The 19,523-nt window shown below is 64.9% G+C and carries 25 protein-coding genes; 16 read left to right on the top strand and 9 right to left on the bottom strand.

Annotation, left to right across the window (positions count from 1 at the left end; all coding sequences use genetic code 11):
* Positions 1–118 precede the first annotated feature (118 nt).
* Both ASD25_RS30055 and ASD25_RS30060 read left to right on the top strand, forming a co-directional pair.
* A complete protein-coding gene (locus ASD25_RS30055; RefSeq protein ID WP_156389144.1) occupies positions 119–316 on the top strand; it encodes a hypothetical protein in 198 nt (65 codons plus the stop codon).
* Positions 300–764: a type II toxin-antitoxin system PemK/MazF family toxin gene (locus tag ASD25_RS30060; RefSeq protein ID WP_156389145.1), complete on the top strand. Its 465-nt coding sequence runs from the start codon at positions 300–302 to the stop codon at positions 762–764. Before ASD25_RS30055 ends, ASD25_RS30060 begins: the two co-directional genes overlap by 17 nt.
* A gap of 424 nt (positions 765–1,188) precedes the next feature.
* On the opposite strand, the gene ASD25_RS00470 is transcribed toward ASD25_RS30060, so the two are convergent.
* Genes ASD25_RS00470 through ASD25_RS00480 form a run of 3 tightly spaced genes read right to left on the bottom strand, consistent with a single transcriptional unit; the run spans position 1,189 to position 2,152 of the window.
* The gene (locus tag ASD25_RS00470; RefSeq protein ID WP_056613905.1) at positions 1,189–1,539 is read right to left on the bottom strand and encodes a hypothetical protein; all 351 of its coding nucleotides are present in this window, start codon (positions 1,537–1,539) and stop codon (positions 1,189–1,191) included.
* The gene (locus ASD25_RS00475; protein WP_156389146.1) at positions 1,536–1,994 is read right to left on the bottom strand and encodes a glycoside hydrolase family 19 protein; all 459 of its coding nucleotides are present in this window, start codon (positions 1,992–1,994) and stop codon (positions 1,536–1,538) included. Before ASD25_RS00475 ends, ASD25_RS00470 begins: the two co-directional genes overlap by 4 nt.
* Positions 1,958–2,152: a hypothetical protein gene (locus ASD25_RS00480; RefSeq protein WP_056613911.1), complete on the bottom strand. Its 195-nt coding sequence runs from the start codon at positions 2,150–2,152 to the stop codon at positions 1,958–1,960. Before ASD25_RS00480 ends, ASD25_RS00475 begins: the two co-directional genes overlap by 37 nt.
* A 110-nt stretch (positions 2,153–2,262) precedes the next feature.
* Here ASD25_RS00480 and ASD25_RS00485 point away from each other — a divergent pair, with 110 nt between their 5' ends.
* Positions 2,263–2,856 (top strand): acyltransferase, encoded by a 594-nt coding sequence (locus ASD25_RS00485; protein WP_056613914.1) that lies wholly within the window; start codon positions 2,263–2,265, stop codon positions 2,854–2,856.
* Here the strand turns inward: ASD25_RS00485 and ASD25_RS00490 are convergent.
* Genes ASD25_RS00490 through ASD25_RS31145 form a run of 5 tightly spaced genes read right to left on the bottom strand, consistent with a single transcriptional unit; the run spans position 2,853 to position 8,647 of the window.
* Positions 2,853–4,457, bottom strand: a complete 1,605-nt coding sequence (locus ASD25_RS00490; protein ID WP_056613917.1) for a hypothetical protein — start codon at positions 4,455–4,457, stop codon at positions 2,853–2,855. The genes ASD25_RS00485 and ASD25_RS00490 overlap by 4 nt on opposite strands.
* The gene (locus tag ASD25_RS00495) at positions 4,450–4,860 is read right to left on the bottom strand and encodes a hypothetical protein (protein WP_056613920.1); all 411 of its coding nucleotides are present in this window, start codon (positions 4,858–4,860) and stop codon (positions 4,450–4,452) included. Before ASD25_RS00495 ends, ASD25_RS00490 begins: the two co-directional genes overlap by 8 nt.
* Positions 4,861–4,871: 11 nt before the next feature.
* A complete protein-coding gene (locus ASD25_RS00500) occupies positions 4,872–7,217 on the bottom strand; it encodes a hypothetical protein (RefSeq protein WP_056613922.1) in 2,346 nt (781 codons plus the stop codon).
* Positions 7,218–7,220: 3 nt separating this feature from the next.
* On the bottom strand, positions 7,221–7,517 hold the full coding sequence (locus ASD25_RS00505; protein ID WP_056613924.1) for a hypothetical protein: 297 nt from the start codon (positions 7,515–7,517) through the stop codon (positions 7,221–7,223).
* Positions 7,511–8,647: a hypothetical protein gene (locus ASD25_RS31145; protein ID WP_200943487.1), complete on the bottom strand. Its 1,137-nt coding sequence runs from the start codon at positions 8,645–8,647 to the stop codon at positions 7,511–7,513. The genes ASD25_RS00505 and ASD25_RS31145 overlap by 7 nt, the downstream gene beginning before the upstream one ends.
* Before the next feature lie 7 nt (positions 8,648–8,654).
* Here ASD25_RS31145 and ASD25_RS00515 point away from each other — a divergent pair, with 7 nt between their 5' ends.
* The 10 genes from ASD25_RS00515 to ASD25_RS00555 all read left to right on the top strand — a co-directional run bounded on the left by ASD25_RS00515 (position 8,655) and on the right by ASD25_RS00555 (position 13,442).
* Complete coding sequence (locus tag ASD25_RS00515; protein WP_162252048.1) at positions 8,655–9,302, top strand: hypothetical protein; 648 nt, start codon at positions 8,655–8,657, stop codon at positions 9,300–9,302.
* Positions 9,302–9,718, top strand: a complete 417-nt coding sequence (locus ASD25_RS00520) for a hypothetical protein (RefSeq protein ID WP_056613931.1) — start codon at positions 9,302–9,304, stop codon at positions 9,716–9,718. The genes ASD25_RS00515 and ASD25_RS00520 overlap by 1 nt, the downstream gene beginning before the upstream one ends.
* The gene (locus ASD25_RS00525) at positions 9,715–10,689 is read left to right on the top strand and encodes a phosphoadenosine phosphosulfate reductase family protein (RefSeq protein WP_082572096.1); all 975 of its coding nucleotides are present in this window, start codon (positions 9,715–9,717) and stop codon (positions 10,687–10,689) included. The genes ASD25_RS00520 and ASD25_RS00525 overlap by 4 nt, the downstream gene beginning before the upstream one ends.
* A gap of 106 nt (positions 10,690–10,795) precedes the next feature.
* Positions 10,796–11,029 carry a hypothetical protein gene (locus ASD25_RS30065; protein WP_156389148.1) on the top strand — a complete coding sequence of 78 codons (234 nt, stop codon included), beginning with the start codon at positions 10,796–10,798 and terminating at the stop codon, positions 11,027–11,029.
* Positions 11,030–11,611: a DUF551 domain-containing protein gene (locus ASD25_RS00530; protein WP_056613937.1), complete on the top strand. Its 582-nt coding sequence runs from the start codon at positions 11,030–11,032 to the stop codon at positions 11,609–11,611.
* A 65-nt stretch (positions 11,612–11,676) separates the two neighbouring features.
* Complete coding sequence (locus ASD25_RS00535; RefSeq protein WP_056613940.1) at positions 11,677–11,988, top strand: hypothetical protein; 312 nt, start codon at positions 11,677–11,679, stop codon at positions 11,986–11,988.
* Positions 11,985–12,389: a hypothetical protein gene (locus ASD25_RS00540; RefSeq protein WP_156389149.1), complete on the top strand. Its 405-nt coding sequence runs from the start codon at positions 11,985–11,987 to the stop codon at positions 12,387–12,389. The genes ASD25_RS00535 and ASD25_RS00540 overlap by 4 nt, the downstream gene beginning before the upstream one ends.
* Positions 12,386–12,607, top strand: coding sequence for a hypothetical protein (locus tag ASD25_RS30940; RefSeq protein WP_056613944.1), 222 nt, complete (start codon positions 12,386–12,388; stop codon positions 12,605–12,607). The genes ASD25_RS00540 and ASD25_RS30940 overlap by 4 nt, the downstream gene beginning before the upstream one ends.
* A gap of 37 nt (positions 12,608–12,644) precedes the next feature.
* Positions 12,645–12,842 (top strand): helix-turn-helix domain-containing protein, encoded by a 198-nt coding sequence (locus ASD25_RS30945; RefSeq protein ID WP_056613947.1) that lies wholly within the window; start codon positions 12,645–12,647, stop codon positions 12,840–12,842.
* 114 nt (positions 12,843–12,956) lie between these two features.
* Positions 12,957–13,442 carry a GNAT family N-acetyltransferase gene (locus tag ASD25_RS00555; RefSeq protein WP_056613949.1) on the top strand — a complete coding sequence of 162 codons (486 nt, stop codon included), beginning with the start codon at positions 12,957–12,959 and terminating at the stop codon, positions 13,440–13,442.
* Here the strand turns inward: ASD25_RS00555 and ASD25_RS00560 are convergent.
* Positions 13,424–14,383, bottom strand: a complete 960-nt coding sequence (locus ASD25_RS00560) for a cation diffusion facilitator family transporter (RefSeq protein ID WP_056613951.1) — start codon at positions 14,381–14,383, stop codon at positions 13,424–13,426. The genes ASD25_RS00555 and ASD25_RS00560 overlap by 19 nt on opposite strands.
* A 250-nt stretch (positions 14,384–14,633) precedes the next feature.
* Between ASD25_RS00560 and ASD25_RS00565 the strand changes: the two genes are divergently transcribed.
* From ASD25_RS00565 to ASD25_RS00575, 3 genes are read left to right on the top strand one after another with little or no spacing between them, the layout of a single operon-like run.
* Entirely contained in the window at positions 14,634–15,875 is a 1,242-nt protein-coding gene (locus ASD25_RS00565) for a DcaP family trimeric outer membrane transporter (RefSeq protein ID WP_156389150.1), read from the top strand.
* 38 nt (positions 15,876–15,913) lie between these two features.
* Entirely contained in the window at positions 15,914–17,215 is a 1,302-nt protein-coding gene (locus ASD25_RS00570) for an amino acid permease (protein WP_200943489.1), read from the top strand.
* On the top strand, positions 17,212–19,512 hold the full coding sequence (locus ASD25_RS00575) for an Orn/Lys/Arg decarboxylase N-terminal domain-containing protein (protein ID WP_056613960.1): 2,301 nt from the start codon (positions 17,212–17,214) through the stop codon (positions 19,510–19,512). The genes ASD25_RS00570 and ASD25_RS00575 overlap by 4 nt, the downstream gene beginning before the upstream one ends.
* Positions 19,513–19,523: the final 11 nt, after the last annotated feature.

Raw genomic sequence — 19,523 nt, forward strand, 5'->3', positions numbered from 1 at the left:
ATAAAGTCACTAGGAGACGGCCCGCGCATATGCTCAGGTTGACTCTCAGGGGGAACGGTTTAAGTCCCCGCCTCGTTTCCGCCCCGGCGGGAACAACAAGCCAGCGTAGACTGGCATTATGAAAAACGATGTAACTGAGGGCACGAAGTCGATGCGCCACCCCCAACCAGACGGCAACGCCGCACTGGCCATGCCGGAACCGCAAGCCGCCGACTACTGCGACGAAATCACCAACGAGCAACTGATCGCTCTGCGCGCTGTCTGCACGCAGGACGAAGCCGCTATGGGGCCGTTGGTGCATGAGTTCCGCTGGTGAGGTAGAACTCGACTGGTGGGGGCCAGGGACGATTCCCGCCCCTCTCAGCATCGTATGGTGCGCTTTTCCCGACCATATCGCTCCTAAGAAGCCCGGCCCGAAGAACCGCCCCGCGCTGGTTCTTTCAGTCAGGTTCGCCGACAATCCCCCTGAGCAGCGCCACGTCGTGCGGGTGATCTACGGAACGTCGAAGCTCAAATCTGACAATCGCCCCTACGATTTCTCCATCGAGAACTATGGGACCCGCCTGATATGTCGGCTCCCGCAGGCCACGCGGTTCGACCTGGATCAGGTGCTTTGGCTGCCTTGGGCGAAGCCCTACTTTGTGGCCCGCGACAACCACGACACCCCGGTAGTCAGCGTGCTTCCTATGTCGGTGCAGCAAGACTTCGCGTGGCTCATGCATGCGCGTGACAAGGCCGGCCTGAACGATCACCTCAAGTGCTGAGCGCAGAAAAGGCCCCCGCTCCCGAAGGAACGAGGGCCTCAACGCCTCATGGGGCGCGGTTATTCGCGTGACAGGCTAGGACGCTTGCAGATCGGCAAGCACCGCCTAGCGTGATCACGACCGAGGGTGTGGCCCCGGTTATGCGGTCCGCTCTGGTGTTGGTTCCCCTTCGCCAGGGCGGGCCGCGTTTTTCTAGCCGGGCAGCAATCGTCGATACCAGGGCCGCGTGATCTCTCGGACGGACGCCGCGTCCCGGGCCTCGCAGGCCGTCACGATCTTGTGGGCGTTACTCTTGTCCCGGTTCGCCGCGTCCAGCGCCGCCGTCTGCCCGTCCCCGAAGGCCACTAGATCACCAGCGGAGGGGCTGGAGCCGTAGGGCTCGGCTCCGGGCGTCGGAGCGATCATATCCGCGGGGACGAGCGTGCTACAGGCACTCGGGGCGATTACGATAGGCTTCGTACCGGCACAGCCCGCGGCGCCCAGCAGCAGCAAGGGCAGGATCGACACGGGCGTCAGCGCCCGGCGCGTTGCGGATGTCATTCTCGTTCTCCCGGTTGATGTTGGCTGTGGCCGCGTCTGCCTTGGCGTCAGCAGCGGTGATCCCTACGGCGTCGCGGCCGGCGGCAGTCTGGCCCTGAGCGATGACCTGACCTGCCTTGGCCGCGCTCTCTCGCCCCGGCGCTGTGATGACCCACCAGCCCATGGCCAGCAGGCCGATGATCAGGAACGCCATCAGGAAGACGGCGAGGCGCGAGAAGGTGCGGAAGGGGTTCATAGTCCGACGACCTTCTTTGCTGCCTCGGTTGCTTTGATGCGCTGCGCCAATCCGATCTGGCCGCCGTTCACGCGCTTGGTCACGGCCGGCACGTCGTCTTTCATCGCTGGCGCGACGCAGCCGTGTTTGACGAAGAAGTTGGCAGCGGCCTTTGCGGAGGCGTTCACGTCCGTCCGGAGGGTCTCAGGGTCGTCCTCGTGCCCGGCCTCGCGATAGTTGGCCCGGCCGGTGATCTGCTTGACCCCGCCGCCTCGATACCGCCAGCCGTCACCGGGCTCGGTGTTGCCGAGGTTCGTCCTCCCCCAGGCACCGCCATAGAGGATATTGGCCAGCGCGTTCTGGTGGGCCGGATGATCCTTCGTCCGCCCGAACTTGTAGGCGTCGGCAACGCTGATCCGATGCCGGCCGAAGAGCTTGATCAGCGCCTCGGCGCGGCGAGCGACCCCCATGCCCATTGAGGCATGATCGCTTCCATGGCCCCGAAAGCAGGCGTACCCGCGAAGATGTCCGGGAAGGCCAGAAGCTTGCGGCCCCAATCGGCCATCATGCCGGCGGCGATCCACTCCGGGACGCGTAGGGGGAAGGTCTCCTTGAAGCTGACGTGCACGGTCATGTGGTCATCTCGCCTGCTGACACTGGCGGCTCCTGCAATATGGGCGGGGCCCGAAATGAGACCGATGTTTTTCGGTTGCCCTCGGAGTCGAGCCGTGGGCTAATTCGCGGATGGAGAACCCATTCAGCCCCGGTTACTTCGGCAGTGATGAGCTTCGGGCCATGGGCTTCCGAAGCGTTGGCGATGGTGTTCGGGTCGCGAAGAACTGCACGATCATCGGACTTGAGAACATCGACCTGGGCGACCACTGCCGCATCGACGGGTTCTGCACGATCGCGGCTAGCGGTGCGGGTTCGCTGGTCATTGGACGCTACGTCCACATTCACACCAGCGTCGTGATTGGGTGCCGGGGCGGCGTAACGATCGGCAACTACACCGGTATCTCGCACGGTTGCCATGTCCTGTCGGCGAGCGACGATTTCTCGGGACGCTGGATGACGAGTTCAACGCTGCCGGAAGGCATGACGAACCCGAAAGTTGCGGCGGTCACCATCGGCAGGCATGTGCCTATCGGCGTCGGTTGCTCGATCATGCCCGGGGTTACGATTGGTGATGGAGCGGCTGTCCTTTGCCACTCCGTTGTCAGTCGCGATCTTCCACCGTGGATGATGTGTAGCGGCGCCCCCGCAATCGCTCGGATACAGAGGTCGCAACGCGTTCTAGCGCTTGCTGATGAACTAGAGGCGCGCGCCGCCGTGGCTTAGGCGGCCAGCGCAGGCATTGCCTTCCACGTCCCTGGCGAACCCGCCGCAACGCATACCCAGCCCGGGCTTCCGCCAGCCGAGGGGGTGGGACTCCAGCAGACATCGCCGCGAGCGTACGTTCCGCTTGCGGGCGCCGATGTTTTGTGGAGCGTCCGCCGGGTGCCGCTGAGCGAGTAGAGCAGGTCCGAACCCGCGACCACGTCGCCGATGTTGTTGGTGTAGGCTACGTCAACGAGCGTGGAGAACCCGCCTTGTAGCCAGTGGTTATTCGCGACAATCGTGTCCGTGCCGGTAATCAGGCGGCAATCGTTTGAGGCGGTGACAGCGTTGCCGACGATCCGGTTGTTATGTTCCTCAGCGCCCTCTTGACGGATGCCGTAGGTCAATAGCTTTCCGGTGTAAGCTAGGATCTGATTGCCGGATATCGTGTTGCCTCGATCTTGGCCGGCCGCCGCTGCAGTGTCGTTGCTTAGGCGGACCCCTGAGTTTCCGGCCAAACCATTGCAGGCGATGTAGTTGTCCGTGACAGTCATGCAGGTTGTGCCATGGCCCGCGGAACTCTCGGTCACGATGCCGTCCAGAACGAAAAAGTCGATGATGTTCGACGACACGATCATGTTGGCGGCACCAGTAAACTGACCCCCAGTTTCGAACTGGGAAACCAAATTCGAGATGAAGTTCCAACCCTCGATGGCGTAGAGGCCGTCTCCCATGTGGAGACCGACAGACCCGCTCTCGCTTTGGGCCTCAGCCCAGTTTCCGATCGCCCAGTTGTTTACGCCGGTGCCGGTGCCGCGGATGAACTTGTGCACGAACGGCGCTTTGACGTCGGCGATGTAGCAGTTGCTAACCCACGCCAGATCAAACGCGCGCTCGAAGCCGTCGATCAGCAGGCCCTGGAAGGCGCTCCAGTAGGACAGGCCCGACGAGGTGCCATTGACGCGAATGGCGGCAAAAGCGTTCGGCGTGGTGGCATATCGGGTGATGTGGGCAATAGACATGTCGCGGACGTCGACGAAGTCCACACCAGCGGCCACGACGAAGCCGTTACATCCGTCGCAAATCAGCTTTGAACGCTCTCGCCCATCGCCAAACACCGAGAGGGGGCCGGTTACATTGATTTCCTCATCAATACGGATCGGGCTGATCGTGGTGGGCCAATAGAGGCCGCGCCCTGACGCGATAGCGTCGGCCACGGCGTCGTGCACATAACTGGTCACAATGGGCGTGCTCGCGCCTGTAACGATGTTGTTCCGGATTGAGCGCGGGATGTAGCCCAGAAGGTCGATCGGCCCGGTATCAATCCTCTCGAGTAGGGTTTCCTCCGACGAGAGGATGATGCTGCTCGGGAGATCCGCGCCAATCGCCGTGCGGAGCGCCGCCGCGTTTCCAGCGACGTTGCTCCCGTTCAGGTTCAGCTTGTTCAGGATAGACGGAGCGTCGGGGGCTCCGCTGGCGAGGTCCTCGATTTCCGCAAGGGCGGCCTCTGCCCGCTCAGCGAACGGCAGAGCGGCCTGGGCGGCGAGGGCGGCCACCAGAGGGCCGCCGGCGACGGACACCCGAACCTGATTGTCGATGACCCGGAGAACACGATCAGCCATTTTGCGTCGCTCCGGCGCGGATGATGAAGTCGCCCTCCATCCAGCGGATCTTGCCGAGACCGGTGCTGGTGATGTGGAGGTCGTAGACGAGGGGGATGTCTTTGCCCGCGCCGGCCGCGTTCAGCAGCAGCGCCTCAAGGGTCGTCTCGTTGATCCTGATCTGGACCGACGAGACGAGGGTATCGACGCCGTCAACCTCGACCGTCGCCACGCTCACCGAGACGCCTTGTGCGCTGGAGATTGCGTTGGTCAGAGAGATCAGCGGATCGCCCGGCGCGTCCCGATACTGGCGAACGTGCATGGCGAAGGTCGCCGCCGAGAAGTCGAACCCTTCGAAGGCTGTGACGTCGACAAACGGGGCCCACCGCTGGGCTTCCAGCGTGGCCTGTCCAGGCTTGATCATGCGCGTGGCCTTTATGCCGGCAGTTCATACATTGGGATGTCGCCGATCCCACCGGAACCGGGAGGCGGCTCTTCGGGCGGCGGGTACGAGCCACCACCGTCAGGCGTCGTTTGCCAGCCGACGAAGACCCAAGCATCTGAGTTCAGGTGCGCAAGCGCCGGTGACGGCTCGGCTTCGTAGTTGTCCCCGTCGCGCACGAATACGCCGTAGGTGGTGGAGGCACTGATTCCTGAACTGATGACCGCCGCCTCAAACTCTTCAGGCGGGGCACCATCGAACCACGCCTTGTGCTCAATGACCGAGATCGTCGAACTGGTGGCGCTCGTGACGTAGCCGAGCAATTCGGTCTCGTCCCACGTGGTCCGACGGGTCGGGATCCGGGCGGCGCCGTAGCGGGGGGGAGGCGTGTCTGGAGCGCTGACGGGCGGGGCTGTTCCGGTCTGGATGAACGCGTCCACATACTTCGCGTCGGTCTCCTGACGGAAGTCCATCTTCGCCACGCAGGCCATGGGCGACCACGTCCGTTTGCGAACCCGCACCTTGGTTCCGTTCAGGAGGTACTCAGGCTCGGCCCAATCGAAGGCGTTGCCCGGCTCTAGCTGCATCATCCACGGCTTGAACGGCGAAGAGCCCTCAATAGGCTCCCGAGCATTGGCCATCTCCAGATAGCAGAGCTGCGCGACTTGGTCGGGATCAGTGACGAAACGATAGTCGAAGCCTTCGGTCTGCCGGCCGCCGTCCTCAGTTACCCACGCCGGGTTCGAGACGGGCTCGATCGGCGTCATTTCCCACCGATTGTCTTCGCTGAGGAAGCTTGGGATGCCGGTATTCTTGCGGTTGAGCCGGGAGGGCGCGAGCGAGATCGTGGGTTGGCCGGCTGTGTCGGCCTGCGTGGCCGTCAGAACGCTTGTCACCGGCGCACCGAAGGAGACGCAGCTGATCATGCCGCATCGACGAGACCTCACCGCGCCTGAGGCTCGGAGCATGTCCTCCAGAACCTCGACCTTGTCCTCGTCCGAATAGGCGACCCCGCCCATCGTCCAGCCGTTCGTGTCGGCAATCGTGGCTGCGCCCGTGAAGGCCTCCACGTCGATGGTGTCCAGCGGCGCCGCGATGCCGCCGACAGCGACGGTCTCGTAGGGGACGCCGTACTTGGGCACGCCGCCGCCGTCAGAGCCTTCCCACCGGCCAATCGTCCAGTTCAGGGCCGCAATGCAGCCTTCCTCGATCCAGGGCCATGTCGTGGGCATGCCGAGGACGCTGCCGCCGTCGCGCGGGTCGTGACCGAACACGCCTTCCAGCGTCAGCGTGGGCTTCGGGATGCCGCCGCGGTATTCGCTTTCCTTGGAGTTTTCCTTGCCAGTCCAGACATAGCACGGGCGGCCAGAGAGTTTGTGTGCGGAGGTCCAGCCTGGGGCAGGGCTGGAGTGGGCGTTGGTCCCGGTCGGCGACGTCAGTGCCGTCGAGGGTTGGTCGCCCGGCAAGAACTTGAACCACATCTCCCCGGCGTGCGAGCCGTTCGTGGCGCGGTTGCTGCCGTCGAAGCTGGTCACCTCATCGTCAAAGCTAGCGCTGACCAACCCTTGGATAGGGCCTGACGCGCCACAGGTCGCAAACACCGACTGCCAGCGATTCGTGGGCCCGTAGCCGACCCGATACCGGATGTCGCCGCCGTAGGCGCAGCGGCCGAAAGGGAAGGAGAGGGGCGCGTTCGGCTCGTAGGTGAACTGCGTCGCCTTGTCGTCTTCATCCCGACTGCCCCGCCCGGTCAAAAGCCCGATGGCGTTTCTGGGTTCGTCGGCCCGCCAGTAGACCCGCTTGGTGCCGTCTGTGGCGTACTCGTTGCCCAACTCGCCCGGCCAGATAAACTGATGGAAGGCGTCCGTCTGGCGCTGTTCCTCGTTCGGCTGCAGACCGCGGGCCTCGCCCGTGATGATGTCGTATTCCAGCTTGCGGGACTTGCCGGGGCGAAGGCGGGGCTGGTCCAGCTCGCCGAGGTGCAGCTGGTAGGGGTTGGCGACGATCAGGCCCGTCGACGGATTCTTGCACGCCAGATGGACCGTGACCCAGCCGCCCTGAGCATCGGACGCCGCCAGCGCCTCCAGAGAGGTTAGGTCAGGCGGTGTGATGGTGATCTGCACCGGAGAGGCGTCGTCGTCGATCCCGTCCGTGATATCGCTGATCTCGTCCAGCACGCCATAGATCGGGTCACGGGCCTTGTAGGTCTGGCCACCCCACTTCACGAACCCGCGCTCCAGTGTCCAGCGGATAGTGTGGTCGGGCAGCGTGACGGTGACGAGGTGAACGATCTTCCAGCCGGCGCGGAGGGCCGTGACCATATCGGCGTGCATCGCCATCGGTCAGCCTTCCTCGATCACGAACGGTGCCGTCGAGACAGCTGCGAACCGGCCGGAAGTCTGGTCGCCTTCGTCGACGAGCAGGCCCTCGAGGTATGGGTCGATCATCTCGATGACATCGTTGTCGCTGGGCTCCAGCCACATCTCGGGCCAGAAAGTGACCGTCGCGTCCTGGGCCTGCGTGATCTTAAGCTCGACGTCGGGCGTGCGTGCGTCAGTGAACGCCGCCGGGCTGCCGCTCTGGGTCAGGTCCAGCTTCAGGGCCAAGTTGACCTGCTCGAGGGTGACGAGGTCTACCATTTGGAGCCATCCGCACCGATCTGGGTCAGGTCACGGCCAGCGGGCCCGGGAAGACCCTTCTCGCCGCGCTCGCCTGCCAGGCCGTCTTTCCCATCGCGGCCCTTCTTGACCGCCAGCCGCCACTCGCCACCGTCCGGCTTCGTCGCGGTGTCCTTCTGCGCGATCCAGAAGGAGCCGCCCCAAGTGACGCCGTCGCCTTCGAGATACTTCACGCCTTGGCGTACCCACTCTCGCCAGAGGAAGTCGAGTGCCTGACCCGAACGCAACCCGGGTGCCGGGGCGACCTTGCGAGCCACCGCCTGAGCCTCATCGCGGGTTTTCAGTTCGCCAGGATTATCGGCCAACACAGTCGTGGCCTGACGGACGGGCTTAGCCACGACGGGTTCGGGATCATTCGCCGCCTTCGGGACTGCAGGGCCACGCGTCTTCATGCCGTGCTTCAGGAACGCGATGGTCTTATCCCGCGCGCTGGAGGCCCAGCAGAGGCCACAGGACGCACAGGCCTCGGTCTGCTCCGTCTGAGCCGGGCAGACAATGACGTCCGGCTCCTGCGGGTCGGCATCGACCACGATGGAGCGCGACCGGGCCAGCGAGCGGGTTCCACTGGTCCTGATGGCGAACCGGTCCCAGGCGTTGGTCGTCAGCACGTCGATCGCGCGGGCGATGCGGTCGGTCTCCGGGTCGGGATCACCGATGCGGCGGGCCGTGTAGCCGAAGACGTGAAGCTGCGGGAACTGGCTCAGCAGCGAACCCCAGACGTAGACGTACTCGACCGAGTAGAAGTCGCCCAAGGTGTGCAGCCGGAGCAGCAAGCCCTCAGGATGCGACCGGCAGAGTGTCGTCACCTCGGCGATCAGGTAGCGGAGGAACTCCGCATCCGGCGTGTGGCGCCGGGCGAGGTGCATCGCGTTGCCGTAGCAGGTCGACCACTGCTCGCAGGACCGCGGGCAGGTGGCGCGCTCCTCCAGAGACAGCTGATAGATCGGCCAGCCGGTGCGCGGCCCCTTGAGGACCATCTTGCCGAGCTTCGGGTTGTTGTGCCCCGACACGAGGAATCGCGGGCTGTCCTTGGACGCTGCCACGGTCGAGGGGAAGATTGTCGGCAACGACGCCGTTGGCGGCATCCGCATCTCTCACATGTCGAACATCGACCGCGAGGTCACGATGGCCCTGACCGCCACCAGGGCGAGCCGGAAGCCCTACACGGTGCGCCCGCTGGCTGCGGCCAAGGGCGAGCCCACGGAGTCCGTCGACCTGCTGACGGTGCTGACGGAGGGCAGGGCGGCTGCAGCCCGTGGATCGGCCGCTCTCACCGCGTGGTGGAGCCGTCTGGACCGGGACGAGAAGGCCGCAGCCAAGCCGACGCTGGACAGCGAGCTCAAGTCGGCCGCGTCCAAGGCCGACCAAGCGGCCCTCAACGACGACCATCTAGAATCCGACGCTGTCCCCCCAGTGTCGGAAACGTCGGCTCCCGCCACTGTCGCTGATGAAGCGGCGAAGGCGGGGGCCGGCGAAGGCTTCCCCGGCGATGCCCCGTCGGGTGAAGGCGCGGCCGAGTCCTCTGAGCCCAAAGGCGATGAAGAGAAGGGCTCGGCCGCCGACCTCCTGACATGGCAGCGCCGCCTCATCGAGGACATGGACGGGCTGTCGCTGGAGCAACTCGACTTCCTGCTGGCCAACCCGTCGGATCAGGAGATGTTCACCGAACTGGAGGCCGATCAGCCCCAGCTCGCCATGGACCTGAACAAGGCCATCACGCGGCGGCGGAAGGAGCTTGGAGGCTGATGCTCCGCTTCAACCAGGAACAGCGCGCCAAGATCGCCGAGGTCGACGGCTTCCGGCGGGAGATCCGCAAGGCCGACAAGAAGGCGCGGCCGAAGTCGGAGAAGGCCACCCGCGGCCGGCAGATCGACAACGGCTTCCGCCAGTACGTCCGGCGCCAGCCCTGCGAGGCTCGTCACCTCGGCGGCTGCATGGGCCCGGTCCACCACGCGCACGTCAGCTATCGTGTCGACGGGATCCCGAACAGCTTCGGTCGGGGCGTTAAGAACCACGACCGGCACGGAAACCCGCTGTGCCTTGGCCATCATGAGCAGCAGCACGCCATGGGCGACGAGCGCCGGTTCTGGGCGATGCTCGGCAAGGACGCTTACGAAACGGCCGCGGCCCACTTCGCCAAATACCAGGCGGGTGACCAATGACCCGCGGTCGTCAGGACATCACAGCCGGGTACGGAACGGCGAAGCCGTGCAGTACGACCGCGAACAGTGCGGCTTATCGGCCACCCGAGCTGTTCACGCCGGACACCGATCCGCAGGGCCAGATCATCGGTCCGTCCCTCGCAAGAGTCATGGAACTGTCAGCCGCCCGCGTGAGCCGGGTTATGGCCGAGTTCGACCCGACCTACATTGTCCTGCTGGTGTCAGGCGGGCGAGACAGCGCAGCCACGGTCGCGCTCGCTCTGGAAATTGGTCTGAAGGTCGACCTGATCCTGCACTGCCGGACCGGCACGGGCATCCGCCAGACGACTGAGTTCGTCACCGACTACTACGGCGCGCTCGGGCCGGATTTCTATATGGCCGACGCTGGCGACGCCTACGAGCGATACGTCCTGCGCAAGGGTTTCTTCGGGATAGGCCGGGACGCCCACAACTTCTCCTATCGCATCCTGAAGGCCCAGCCGATGCGGACCGCCCTGTCGCGCACTCTGCGCAAGGGCAGGCGGGGCGTCCGGATCATGATGCTGAACGGTGCGCGCGCCCTTGAGAGCGACAACCGACGGCTCAACCTGAGCGAAACGCGGAAGGACCCGGCGTCCCCCGGCAACATGTACGTCAACCTGATCCATGACTGGAGCGACGCGGACCGCGACAATTTCCTCCGGTTGCGGGGCGTTCCGATCAACCCCGTCGCTGTCCAATTGTGTCGGTCGGGCGAATGCATGTGCGGAACCATGCAAAGCCTTCAGACGCGCAACGAAGCGGCGGCGATCTATCCCGAGTGGGGCGGCTGGATCAACGATCTGGAGCGCCGCGCGATCGCTCTGCACGGCTGGGGCTGGGGCGTTCCGATGCCGAAGCCAGCGGACCCGAACCAGTTGCTGCTGTTCACGCCGCTCTGCATGGGCTGTGCCCGGGATGCAGCGGCTCGCGGGGAGGCCATAGCAGCATGACGCCGAGCGATTGGTTCTGGCTGGCCATCTGTGTGGTCTCATCGACAATCGGCGGCTTGTTCGTCGGAGCGCTGATCGCGTCTGTCGCTGATCGGAGAGGGCGCAAATGACCCTCGCCGCCAGCATTAGACCGGACCGGTATGAGCCCCTTGGGGCGAATGCACCCCGCACTTCCATCACGGCCCTGCACCTTCAGGCCTGCGCAGATATCTGGCGCGAGAGCGGTTCGCCGGCCCAGCAGAAGTTCATCCCTGACCTGGAACTCATGGCCGCCAACGCAACAGCGAGAGCAGCAGCACCAATAGACGGACAACCCGATCTTTTCGCAGGAGATATCTGAATGTCAGACGTGTTTAGTGCATCGGCCCAAGAGGCCGATACCGACCGTGAAGCGGACGCGGCTGTTGTAGTTCAGCAGCATTTCGTCCTGTTTCTGTCCCCCGGCACATTCGTCGCGGAGGCCACCGAGAAGCCGGTCCCGTCGTGGGATGTCGCCACGGCGGTAGCGATGGCCGACAGCATCACCGAGCGACACGGCGCGACGCCCTACGGCTTCCGGTTCATCACGCGCGGCAGGGCCGCTGACGAGCTGGACAGCCGACAGATCGCTGGAAACCACTCGCTAGGGGCCGGCGCTCTCGCTGAAGCGTTGATGCCGTTTCTCGCCTCCCACCAAGCCCTCGTCAGTCCCGCTGAACAGGTGGGCTGGAGAGACATCGCGACGGCTCCAAGGGACGGGACAACGATTCTTGTCGCCAACGTCTGCAACGGGGCGATCTACGATGTGCACTGGCAGGACGAAGGCGGCAACGGCGCAGGCTGGGTCGATGGGACGACCGACAGTTACGAGGATTTGATCGTCTACGAGCCTTCCCACTGGATGCCGCTTCCCACCCCTCCTGCTGACAGGGGGATAGGATGAGCGAGGTTGGGCGCATTCCGGCCTCAAGAGAGGCCTCCATACCGGCCGGAGGGAAACTAGGGACCGTGGGCCAGCCGCTGAGAGTTGTCGCGGCGGCCTACGAAGTAGTTGTCACGACCGACGACCCGCGCGTGGTTCGAACCATCATCAGCGCGCCGCGACCGGCCCGACATCATAATCTGGCGGGACTAGTCCACCACGGGCAGGAGCGCGGGCTTTTCGCTGACGAGCAGACCGTAAGGAATAGCGGGTTCCTGCTCTCCGATGGGAGTTACGCGGACCGCCAGCGCGCCGCCGACGTTGCCATAGCAGCGGGCCAGATCACGCGCGATCAGATGACCATCAAGGGCACGCTGTTTTCGGAGGACCTGTGGTGAAGAACGAGAACCGGAAACTCGGTGGGGACGGCTGCGCAGCAGACGTGAACCCAATGACCAATCCATCAGAAGCAGTAGAGCTGCTGTCCGGCCTGATCGCGAAGATCGAAGGGCAGGCGTGGGGCGGCGTGGAATCGACCATGTTCCGCGTGACGAGGACCGAGGCCGAGAAGGTGGCGCTCGACTGGCTGGCTCAGAACATCAACTGTGAGATCGACTTCGGGTACGACGACTCGGAGGAGGGCGACCCCGGCTGCTGGCGCGTTCATCGGGTCAACGGCGGGATCAATGATCGCGAATGGACACTGATCGGCCAAGGCGCAACGCCGACCGACGCCATCCTCACAGCCCTACGCCCGCCCCCTGACAGCGCGGGTAATAGTGAAGGAGGGGGATCGTGAGCGCTCTTCGCTGGTCATCCGCGCTCGCCAAAGCACCGCGCGACGGCACCGAGTTTCAGGTCTGGTGGAGCGGGCAGTGGCAACCGCGCGCCCGGTTCGACCCCGACAGTCACGCCTTCGAGCTTTGGGGCCGCACGGACTATGACACAGAGGGTTGGGAGACCTTCTACTGGTCCGAGGTCACTCATTGGATGCCGCAGCCGGAGAAGCCGGTATGACCCTCACCCAGACCAACCACGCAGGGGGAGCGGAGACGTGACCGCGGCAAACGACAATGGCTTCAAGCTCGCCTACTCGGTCGAAGAGGCCGGCGCCGCCCTGGGCGTTGGCCGGTCGACCATCTTCGAACTGCTGAAAGACGAGAAACTTCGGCGGGTGAAGATCGGCTCGAAAACGGTTATCCCCAGATCCTCGCTGCTGGCTTTGCTGGGCGAGACGGACGCCGCGGCTTAGGGCGTGTATTAGGGCGGAGAGGGAAGGGCCCTCTCTGGTCCAGTGGTGGCGTAACGGTCTCTCGCCCTGCGTCTCCGCCAGACCTTCCCGATTTGTCAGGTCTGCGAGCGAGTCATGCACTGGCGTCCGATGCGGCCCGACGATTCGGCGACAGCGGCCGATGTCGCCAATGCGATCCATCTTTCCTATCCCGAAGATCCCCTGGTCGTCCGCGATCGGCTGGCGGTCTATCCCGAGGGCTGTTTCGTCCTCGCCGACGAGGCGCGGCTGTACGGCTATTTTGTTTGCCATCCATGGGTGCTCGGCGAGCCGCCCGCGCTCAATTCCGCGCTCGGGGCGCTGCCGGAAAAGCCGGACTGCTTCTACCTGCATGACATGGCGCTGCTGGGCTCCGTGCGGGGGCAGGGACACGCGCTCACGGCGCTCGATATGGTGCTGGGGCTGGCCCGCGCGGGCACCTTCGACACCGTGTTCCTGATGGCGGTGGGCGACGCCCACGGCTTCTGGGAGCGAGCAGGGTTCACGCGGTACGAGGCGTACCGCCCCGATCCGGCCAAGGGCTACGGGCCTGAGGCGGCGGCCTACACCCGGCGGGTGTGAGGGCTCCACGACCTCGGCTTCATCCAGCGCGGGTCGGCCGTAAACGAGACGGTGAGCCACCGCTCATGCCGGGATTTCCCCAGCGCGACCTCGATCTCGTGGCGCAGGGCGTCTAGATCCTCGACACGGGCCGGACTGTCCTTTGGCAACTGGATGTACAGTTCGACGAACTCCGCCCGTCCGACCTTGGTGCTGTAGCTCGTGTAGCTGACGAAGCCCTTCCGGCTCGCCACCGCGTCCAGCGCCGTCCTGACCTGAAGATCGAGGGCAGGGGGCGTGATCATGAAGATCTCGCGGAACGCCTTTCGTGCGGCCCGGGCCGGTCCTATCAGCAGCAGGGGCGCCAGCAGGGCCAGCACCAGCGGATCCGCGCTGGCGGCGAAATGCTCATACCGGGTGCCCTGAAGAAGAAGCGCCACGCCGAACGAGCCCAGCAGGGCCACGGAGATGACGCCGGACATCAGCCATCCCTGCATGTCCAGGCTGACGAGGTCCGACCTGAGCGTGCGGTTGGCCGTGCGCTGGTAGAGGTACATGCCGATACAGCCCACCGACACCAGTCCGCTGTAGAGCAGGGCCAGACCTAGCTCCGGGACGTGTCCGCCGCGCATCAGTCCCATGACCGCGTTCACGAACGCATAGGTGCAGAGCAACACCAGGACGCAGCTGTTGAGCGCCAGGACCAGCGGTTCGAAATGCCAGTATCCGAACTGGTGGCGCATGTCCGTTTCCCGCCTCACCAGCCGCGCGACCTGCAGCGCCACGGCCGTCATCGCCGCGTCGATGCCCGAGAACAGGCCGTCGAAGATGATGGCCATCGATCCGGAAATCAGACCGCAGACAATGCCGCCGGCCGCCACCACGAGCGTAAGCAGCAGCGAAGCGCCAAGGACCCGGGCCTCGACCTTTCCCATGATGGCCGCTGACGGCTCGATGGTCATGTCTCGCTGAAATGTCTGTCGAGCATCGCGTTCGCCGTTCGCTGTATCCGAGCCTCAATGTGGAGTAAACTAAAGATATGTGTCGAGCGACCCGACGTTACAATTGGTAATTGAGCGAAACAATCTGCAATAAATCCCGAGATGTTTCAATGAATTACACACAATAACGTTGACCGGAGCATGGGCCGAATAGTGAACTCGCGCTGTTCTGGAAAGATCCAGTTGCGACGAACTTATCGGGATGGCGTCCATGCTAAAGACAGCAGCGATCGCGCTCGGCTTGCTGGCCCCCCTGGCCGCACCCTGCATAGCCCAGGCCCAGACGGAAGCCGGCGGAAAGGAGCGGCCGCCGCTTGTTACGGACAATGTGACGGTCGAGCTCTACGGCTCGGTGCAGCTGGACGCCATCTACGACTTCAACCGGATGGATCCGAACTGGGTCGGCGCCTTCCGGCCCTCTAAGATTCCCACGACCCCCGACCTCTTCGGCGAGGACGGCCAGGCCAATTTCAGCGCCCGGCAGACCCTGTTCGGCATTTCGGGCGCAGCCCCGGTCAATGGTCAGGACGTTAAGGTGTCGTTCGAGTTCGACCTGTTCGGATCGGGCTCCAACGAGGGCGAAACCACCTTCCACCTGCAGCGCGCGTCCGTCGAATGGGGGCGGGTGCTGGCGGGCTACGACAAGTCCCTGCTGATGGATCCGGACCTGTTCCCGAACATCATCGACTTCTGGGGTCCGGCGGGCATGATCTATGTCAAGAACGCCGGCATCCGCTATGCGTTCGTCAAATCTGACAACGCCTATTTCGCCGCCTCGCTCGAGCTGCCGGGCAATGATGTCGACCCGGGCCTGATCCGGATCCTCGATCCGGCGCTCGGCGCCAATCTGACCTCGACCCAGAAATATCCCGACCTGCTGATGGCCGGCCGGTTCAGCGGCGACTGGGGCCACGTTCGTCTGGGCGGCGTCGTCCGACGCGTCGGCTATGAAACCGCCGGCAGCCCCGGCGGAGAGCCGAACGGCGGCGAAATGGGCTGGGGCCTGAACCTCACCGGCGTCTTCAATCTCGGCGAAAACAGCGTCTTCCGGGCCGGCGGCGTCTATGGCGAGGGCATCGCCAGCTATTTCAACGACGGCGGCACTGATCTGGCGCCGGAACTGGATACCGTGGCGCTGACGGTCGAGGCCCAGCCAGCCGAGATCTACGGCGTGATGGCCTATTTCGAGCAGGCCTGGAACGAGCAGTGGTCCAGCGCGATCGGCTTCAGCCGCACCCACCTGAACAACACCAATCTGCAGGCTGGCGACGCCTTCCACAACGGCGACTACGCCTCCGTGAACCTGCTCTACAAGCCCAACGACGCCCTGCTGGTGGGCGGAGAGCTCCTGTACGGCACCCGCGAGGACCACAACGGCGACGAGGGCGAAGACGTCCGGGTCCAGTTCTCGCTGCGCTACAGCTACGGCGTCACGGTCATGGGCCGGCAATGACCGATGCGGCTGCGCCTCCCGCAAAACCGCTCGGTCTGATGACCTGCATCTGCCTCGTGGTAGGCAACGTGGTTGGGGCGGGCTTCTACCTCTCGCCGGCAGCCCTGGCGCCGTTCGGCATGGTGGCGGTGCTCGGCTGGTTCCTGCTGGCCATCGGCGCCATGTGCATTGGCATCGTCTTCGCGCGGCTGTCATCGATCGCCCCGGCGGCAGGAGGGCCCTATGCCTTCGCCCGACAGGCGTTCGGACCGCTCAGCGGGTTCATGGTCGCCTGGACCTACTGGATTTCGATCTGGGCATCGCTGCCCGCGATCGCCCTGACGCTGGCCGGCTATCTGCTGGCCTTCTTTCCAGGAGCGAAGGAGCCGTGGATGACCGTGGCCGTGGCGTTGGCGGCGATGTGGGGAATCTGCCTGCTCAGCTTCCGAGGTACGGCCACGGTGGGGTCGCTGCAGCGGTGGGCTGTGGCACTCAAGATTCTCCCCTTCGTCGCCATCGGCACGATCGGTCTGTTCTGGGTCCGGCCCGAGAACCTCATGCCCCTGAATCCGTCGGGTATGCCGATCCTGCCGGCCCTGTCGACCTTGGCGCCGCTGGTGATGTTCGCCTTCCTCGGCATCGAGTCGGCTACCGTTCCAGCCGGCGACGTCGACAATCCCAAGGTGACGATCCCCCGCGCAACCCTGATCGGCGCCGGCATATGCGCCTTGCTCTACATCTTCTGCACTATCGCGGTGATGGGGGTAATTCCGCGGGAGCAACTCGCCGCCTCATCTTCGCCCTTCGCCGATGCGGCCCGCGTCATGTGGGGCTCGTGGGCGGGCTCGCTCATCGGCGTGGCGGTGGTTCTCTCGTCGCTGGCCGCCCTCAACGGCTGGACGCTTCTGCTGGGACAGGTCCCGCTAGCGGCGGCGAAGGACGGGGCCTTCCCTCGTGTGTTCGGCCGCGTCAACTCACGTGGCGCGCCCGCGGCGGGCCTCAGTGTTTCCCTGACCTTTTCGTCGTTGCTTCTGGTCGCACAGGGCGGCGGCGGCCAGGCGGTCGCAGCCGCCTACGAGGTGCTGGTCCAGCTCAGCACCACCGCCAACATGATTCCCTACATCTTCTGCGCCGTGGCCGAAGCCATGCTGGTCAAGTCCCTGGCCGACCGGGGCGGAGGCTGGCGGATCGGTCCGTTCACACCCGCCGCCCTGATCGCCTTCGGCTTCTCGGTCTGGGTCGTCATCGGCTCGGGCGCGACCGCGGCGATGTGGACTCTGGTCCTGATGGTTCTCGCCCTTCCGATCTACGTCGTGCTGGCCCGGCGCCAGCCTGAACCTGCCCTGGAGCCTTTCACATGAGCGCCACCCATTCGAGCCTGAGCGTCCCCATGCGCGCCCTGATCGTCCGTCCCGAACAGGGCGGCGAGACGGCCACCGGTCGCGCGTTCAAGTCCCTGATCGATGAGTTGGACCGCCGCGAGATCGAGGTGATCAATTCCTCATCCGTCGATGACGCGCGGGCGATCATCCACGCCGACACCCTGATCCAGTGCGTGCTGGTGCACTGGGATCTGGCGGACGACAACGGAGCCCAGGCCAGCGAGGTCATCTCCGCTGCCCGCGCCGCCAACCACCAGATGCCCATCTTCCTGACCTCGGACCGGTCCTCGATCTCGACCATGTCGGCGGACATCCTGACCCAGGCGGACGACTACATCTGGTTGCTGGAGGACACCGTCGACTTCATCGGCGGCCGCATCCGCACCGCCATCGACCACTATCGCCATTCCGTCCTGCCGCCGATGTTCCGGGCCCTGGCGCAGTTCAGCCGGGTCTACAAATACAGCTGGCATACGCCGGGCCACACGGGCGGCACCGCCTTCCTGAAGTCGGTCGCGGGCAACGCCTTCTTCCGCTTCTTCGGCGAGACCATGTTCCGCACCGACCTGTCGATCTCGGTCGGGGAGCTGGGATCGCTGCTCGATCACTCCGGCCCCATCGGAGAGGGCGAACGCTACACCGCCAAGGTGTTCGGCTCGCACCGGTCCTACTACGTGACCAACGGCTCATCGATGTCCAACCGGGTGATCCTGATGGCCAGCGTGACCCGCGGCCAGGTCTCACTGTGCGACCGCAACTGTCACAAGTCAGTCGAGCATTCGATGACCATGTCCGGCGCCTCGCCGGTCTATCTGGTCCCCAACCGTAACGCCCTGGGCCTGATCGGCCCGATCCCGCCCAGCCGCCTCACGCCGAAAGCGATCGCCAGGATGGTCGCGGACAACAAGATGATGGGCCCCGACGTCGACCGCAATCCGGTCCATGCGGTGATCACCAACTCCACCTATGACGGGCTCTGCTACAACGTCTCCCGGATCGAGGAACTGCTCGGCAAGACCGTCGACCGCCTGCATCTGGACGAGGCCTGGTTCGGCTATGCGCGGTTCAACCCGCTGTATTCCGGCAGGTTCGCCATGCACGGCGATCCGAAGGATCACGGCGCCGACAAGCCGACGATGTTCGCGACCCAGTCGACGCACAAGCTCCTGCCGGCGCTCAGCCAGGCTTCGATGATCCACATCCGCGACGGCCGGCGGCCCATCGACCATGCGCGCTTCAACGAGGCGTTCATGATGCACGCCTCCACTTCGCCCAACTACGCGATCCTCGCCTCCTGCGACGTGGCCTCGGCCATGATGGACAAGGACGGCGAAAAGCTGACGGCGGAATGCATCTCGGAGGCGATCGCTTTCCGTCAGAAGGTCGCCTCCATCGCCGCCGACTCGGCCAAGGCCGGCGGCTGGTTCTTCGACTGCTGGCAGCCGACCACCGTCGCCGATCCCAAGTCCGGCAAGAAGGTCCCGTTCCACAAGGCCGATCCGGCTACGCTGGCGACCACATCCTCGGCCTGGCTGCTGGACCCGGGCGCGGAATGGCATGGCTTCGCCGACCTCGAGGACGGCTGGTGCATGCTCGACCCCATCAAGGTGTCGATCGTCGCTCCCGGCATGTCGCCGAACGGCGAGCTTGCCAAGACCGGCATTCCCGCCCCGATCGTCACGGCCTATCTGGGTAACCGCGGCGTGGTGGTCGAGAAGACCACCGACTTCACCATGCTGGTGCTCTTCTCGATGGGCATCACCAAGGGCAAGTGGGGCACCCTGCTCAACGCCCTGCTCGACTTCCGCAGCGACTACGACAGCAACGCGCCGCTGGAGCAGGTCCTGCCTGAGCTGGTGCAGAACGCACCTGAAACCTACGCCGGAATGGGGCTGCGCGACCTGGCGGACAGCATGTTCAAGGCGATGGGCGACCTGGGCACGACCCGGCTGATGGGCAAGGCCTATGAGCAACTGCCGGTCCCGACGCTGCCGCCAGTGGACGCCTATGAAGAACTGGTCCGCGGCAATGTCGAGCGGGTGTCGCTGGCCGAGCTGGCCGGCCGGACGGCGGCCACGGGCGTCGTGCCTTATCCGCCCGGAATTCCGATCCTGATGCCGGGCGAACAGGCGGGCGCTGATGACGGTCCGATCATCGGCTATCTGCGCGGGCTGGAAAAATACGACGCCCTGTTCCCGGGCTTCGAGCACCACACGCACGGCATCGAGGTCAGTGACGGCGTGGCCACGCTTCTGGTCCTGAAGGAGACCTCCTGATCCCGTGGCGC

It is taken from the genome of Brevundimonas sp. Root1423 (assembly GCF_001426805.1).

Excerpts from the sequence above, each read along its gene's own strand:
- ASD25_RS30055 (WP_156389144.1), top strand. The coding sequence starts at position 119 with ATGAAAAACGATGTAACTGAGGGCACGAAGTCGATGCGCCACCCCCAA.
- ASD25_RS30060 (WP_156389145.1), top strand. The coding sequence starts at position 300 with ATGAGTTCCGCTGGTGAGGTAGAACTCGACTGGTGGGGGCCAGGGACG.
- ASD25_RS00470 (WP_056613905.1), bottom strand. The coding sequence starts at position 1,539 with ATGAACCCCTTCCGCACCTTCTCGCGCCTCGCCGTCTTCCTGATGGCG.
- ASD25_RS00475 (WP_156389146.1), bottom strand. The coding sequence starts at position 1,994 with ATGGGCATGGGGGTCGCTCGCCGCGCCGAGGCGCTGATCAAGCTCTTC.
- ASD25_RS00480 (WP_056613911.1), bottom strand. The coding sequence starts at position 2,152 with ATGACCGTGCACGTCAGCTTCAAGGAGACCTTCCCCCTACGCGTCCCG.
- ASD25_RS00485 (WP_056613914.1), top strand. The coding sequence starts at position 2,263 with ATGGAGAACCCATTCAGCCCCGGTTACTTCGGCAGTGATGAGCTTCGG.
- ASD25_RS00490 (WP_056613917.1), bottom strand. The coding sequence starts at position 4,457 with ATGGCTGATCGTGTTCTCCGGGTCATCGACAATCAGGTTCGGGTGTCC.
- ASD25_RS00495 (WP_056613920.1), bottom strand. The coding sequence starts at position 4,860 with ATGATCAAGCCTGGACAGGCCACGCTGGAAGCCCAGCGGTGGGCCCCG.
- ASD25_RS00500 (WP_056613922.1), bottom strand. The coding sequence starts at position 7,217 with ATGGCGATGCACGCCGATATGGTCACGGCCCTCCGCGCCGGCTGGAAG.
- ASD25_RS00505 (WP_056613924.1), bottom strand. The coding sequence starts at position 7,517 with ATGGTAGACCTCGTCACCCTCGAGCAGGTCAACTTGGCCCTGAAGCTG.
- ASD25_RS31145 (WP_200943487.1), bottom strand. The coding sequence starts at position 8,647 with ATGCGGATGCCGCCAACGGCGTCGTTGCCGACAATCTTCCCCTCGACC.
- ASD25_RS00515 (WP_162252048.1), top strand. The coding sequence starts at position 8,655 with ATGTCGAACATCGACCGCGAGGTCACGATGGCCCTGACCGCCACCAGG.
- ASD25_RS00520 (WP_056613931.1), top strand. The coding sequence starts at position 9,302 with ATGCTCCGCTTCAACCAGGAACAGCGCGCCAAGATCGCCGAGGTCGAC.
- ASD25_RS00525 (WP_082572096.1), top strand. The coding sequence starts at position 9,715 with ATGACCCGCGGTCGTCAGGACATCACAGCCGGGTACGGAACGGCGAAG.
- ASD25_RS30065 (WP_156389148.1), top strand. The coding sequence starts at position 10,796 with ATGACCCTCGCCGCCAGCATTAGACCGGACCGGTATGAGCCCCTTGGG.
- ASD25_RS00530 (WP_056613937.1), top strand. The coding sequence starts at position 11,030 with ATGTCAGACGTGTTTAGTGCATCGGCCCAAGAGGCCGATACCGACCGT.
- ASD25_RS00555 (WP_056613949.1), top strand. The coding sequence starts at position 12,957 with ATGCACTGGCGTCCGATGCGGCCCGACGATTCGGCGACAGCGGCCGAT.
- ASD25_RS00560 (WP_056613951.1), bottom strand. The coding sequence starts at position 14,383 with ATGACCATCGAGCCGTCAGCGGCCATCATGGGAAAGGTCGAGGCCCGG.
- ASD25_RS00565 (WP_156389150.1), top strand. The coding sequence starts at position 14,634 with ATGCTAAAGACAGCAGCGATCGCGCTCGGCTTGCTGGCCCCCCTGGCC.
- ASD25_RS00570 (WP_200943489.1), top strand. The coding sequence starts at position 15,914 with ATGACCTGCATCTGCCTCGTGGTAGGCAACGTGGTTGGGGCGGGCTTC.
- ASD25_RS00575 (WP_056613960.1), top strand. The coding sequence starts at position 17,212 with ATGAGCGCCACCCATTCGAGCCTGAGCGTCCCCATGCGCGCCCTGATC.